The following is a 2905-nucleotide window of genomic DNA, read 5'->3' as shown; positions in this document are numbered from 1 at the left end:
TCCGCCGGGCCGTCGAGCACGAGCTGTCCCGCCCCGCCTGAATCACCCACAGCAAGGCGCGACCTGCGGCAGTACAGGATGTCATCTCGCGCGTCTGTCGAAGTACTAGGGCCAAGGCCATACTTGGGCACATGGGCAAAAGGGCGTTCGCTGGAAGCGGGATCGTTGCCGTCGTGGCGGCTTGCTCAAGCGTGCTGGTGGCGTGCGAGAGTGCGCAGGACCCCGGATCTGGTGTGCCGGTCACGTCCAGCCCGGCCCGGGAAGAATTGGTGTGCCCGGAGAACACTGAGGACGTGCAGTTTGACTACGACATGAGTGACCCATCCTTCCGTCACACGACGGCGGAGGAGGCGATCCTCCTCGACGCCGTTGGCGGCAGACGGCTCCCTGCTGGCCGAGATGTCGAGGTCGCCCCGACGCGATGGCACCGCCTGGACGACAGTGGTCAAGTGGTGGTCGAGTTTCGCGTTGGCCGCACCCCCGATGGTGACTACTACCTCGACGGCTATACCCGATGCTCGGACTCTTGAGGTTTGCGGCATGGTCGGACGTAACGCGATCACAGCGGCATGAGCGCGCACTCGGGTCGCAGTCCACTTGCCCGAGGCAACCTCCACTTTCGGGTCAGTGTCCGCGCGCCAATCGTAGGGTCCTTCCGAAGTCGCACAGCCGTCTCACGACTTCTCAGCCACGTTGCCCTGTCTCCCCGTCAGGAGGAATGCGCCCAAGGCAGCCCACGCGAGGCCAAACGGCACCGTCCACAGAATCATCGAGGTCTGCTCATTTGCGAGTGGCAGCAGGACAACGGTGACCAAGAGCAGGATGATGACAACCCTTGGAAGGAGGCGCGTCGTCCAAAGGAGCACCACTAGTAGCACAAGACCGAGCACCAAAGTGGCCACTGCCGGGAGCACGACCAATGGCATCCCGTTCCAGTCGGGGTGGACGGCGGACATGAGGGCCGCAATGGAGAACAAGATGGTCGCGAGCGCACAGGCGACTCGAGCGATCCAACCTATCCGCACGTGGGCCTCTCGGCGTCGCACCATGAGCAGCAAGCCCCCCATGGACACCGCAAGGGCGGCGCCAGCCAACAGGAAGAGCACTTCGGTCAAGGCGGTTGACTCGCGCATTGGCCTGACCGCGCACGACTCCCCAACGCAGCCCTGAGGTTGCGTATTGTGCAGGACGACGGCCACGCACCAGGACAAACCGGCGAGGACGGCCGACGTCCCCGTCGGCCTGGTGAGGTTGTCCATCAACCCTCCTCGACGCGAGCACTCGAGATGGCTGGGCCGGGGGAGGGCCGGCTCATCTTCGGGCCGCGAGCTCGCCTTCTACCTCCGTCCCTGTTTCAATATCCTCCCGCCGGAAGGGGGAGTCAACGGTCTCCTCCCGCAGCTGGGCACGTCAGATGCGGAAGATGCGAGCAGGTGCCGAAGCACATCGGCGTGACAATTGGTCAGGCGTAATGGCAATGTGAGGGGATGGTGGCCGCGAGATGCAGTGGGACGCCGCCGCGACTGTGAGCGTCGAGGGCTACGGCAGCCGGCGGGTGTCCGCAATCGGTGTCGATACCCCTGGGGTGAGCATGCCTGGCATGACCCGGGACGGAGGGGATGTGTGGTGGATGCCGGTTCCAGACCGACTATGACAACGGGCACAGCCGGGGCCCGGGTGCACCCCGCCGTCTCCCCGCAAGAGATCGCGACGATCCAGGCTCTACCCTCGGTGGTCTCCGGACGCCTGGTTTCGTCAGGGTAGCTCGATGCTGTCGGCCCAGGCCTGGAGTTCCTGAACTACGACGTCCATGACATCCGGCGTCAGCTGCTCACCCTCCATCGCCTCACTCCGGACGGCTCCCTCCACCACCAGGGTGCCGTTGGCGTAGGGGATGAGGAGATAGAACCGCCGCCCTGCCGTGTTGTAGCGGCAGCTTGCCGGGGTGCCGCACAGGTCGAGGAAACCCTCGACGGTGACCAGCGGTGCAGTGGCACCGTCGACGTCGATCTGCCCCCACTCCCGCACGGGGATCTCACGCTTCTCGAGCTCGGCACGGATGTCGAACGGCGGTGCCTCGGGCTGGAGATCTGAGGGGCCGGGCATGCTCGCCGCGGCTGGGTCCCACGGCCCGATCTTGGTAACCGTCGGCGCGACCACGCTGAGCCAGGCGACATGGCCCTCCCCTCCGTTCTCGCCGAGGTACACGTAGACGTCGCGGATGTGCTTGCCCTCGAAGCCCTCGGGGACGTCCCCGGTGACCTCATCGATGATGAAGCGGCTGCCCCCGTCGGTGAACATCATGCCCAGAGGGCGACGCGTAGGGAGGTCCTCACCGGCGGTGGCCGATGCACTTGCCGTGCTGCTGTCCGCGACGCTCGGGGCCGGCGACGAGGTAGCAGCCGGTGCGGCGGTACCGGCGGTACCGGCGGAACCGGGCGAGGTGACGTCTGCGGTCTGGGAAGAACCTGGCGGGTCCTGTCCGCACCCTGCCAGTAGCACACTGATCAACGCCCCCGTGGCAGCAATCCGCCGGACCCTCGGCTCTCCCATGGCTGAGGCTATCCCAGCGGCGCTGCGAAGTGCTCGGGGAATGAGCTCACGTCACCCTGCACGGGCCGCTGGTCGCATCGGCGCGACGATAGCGAGACCGGTGTGAGATGGATGGGGATGGCGCACGTGCGACGCTCGGTGATCGGCGATGATCGCATTCGATCAGAGGCTCCCGACCCGGAAACCGCTCGTGCCTAGCGGGATGGCCGGTGGGGCGTGGTACCTGCCAGAAGCAGCGCCACTCCAGAGGACAGGACGACCTTCAGCACAACCGGCACGCGGCATGTGCGTGCGTAGTCGTCTGTATTACACTTGGTGTATGAGCGAACCGTTCGACCTGGAAGCGCTCGAT

Annotated in this window: 3 protein-coding genes; 1 reads left to right on the top strand and 2 read right to left on the bottom strand. The window is 65.8% G+C overall.

Annotated elements, in window-relative coordinates; translation table 11 throughout:
- Window positions 1–293: 293 nt before the first annotated feature.
- Window positions 294–530 carry a hypothetical protein gene (locus D4B81_RS17665; RefSeq protein ID WP_161965295.1) on the top strand — a complete coding sequence of 79 codons (237 nt, stop codon included), beginning with the start codon at window positions 294–296 and terminating at the stop codon, window positions 528–530.
- A gap of 144 nt (window positions 531–674) precedes the next feature.
- On the opposite strand, the gene D4B81_RS17660 is transcribed toward D4B81_RS17665, so the two are convergent.
- On the bottom strand, window positions 675–1259 hold the full coding sequence (locus D4B81_RS17660) for a hypothetical protein (protein WP_122263964.1): 585 nt from the start codon (window positions 1257–1259) through the stop codon (window positions 675–677).
- Between the two features lie 496 nt (window positions 1260–1755).
- Window positions 1756–2304 (bottom strand): hypothetical protein, encoded by a 549-nt coding sequence (locus D4B81_RS17655; protein ID WP_122263963.1) that lies wholly within the window; start codon window positions 2302–2304, stop codon window positions 1756–1758.
- Window positions 2305–2905 lie beyond the last annotated feature (601 nt).

The sequence above is a fragment of the Ornithinimicrobium cerasi genome (assembly GCF_003702705.1).
Classification (GTDB): Bacteria; Actinomycetota; Actinomycetes; order Actinomycetales; family Dermatophilaceae; genus Ornithinicoccus; species Ornithinicoccus cerasi.
This window is presented reverse-complemented; position numbering and strand designations above follow the sequence as displayed.

Excerpts from the sequence above, each read along its gene's own strand:
- D4B81_RS17660 (WP_122263964.1), bottom strand. The coding sequence starts at position 1,259 with ATGGACAACCTCACCAGGCCGACGGGGACGTCGGCCGTCCTCGCCGGT.
- D4B81_RS17655 (WP_122263963.1), bottom strand. The coding sequence starts at position 2,304 with ATGATGTTCACCGACGGGGGCAGCCGCTTCATCATCGATGAGGTCACC.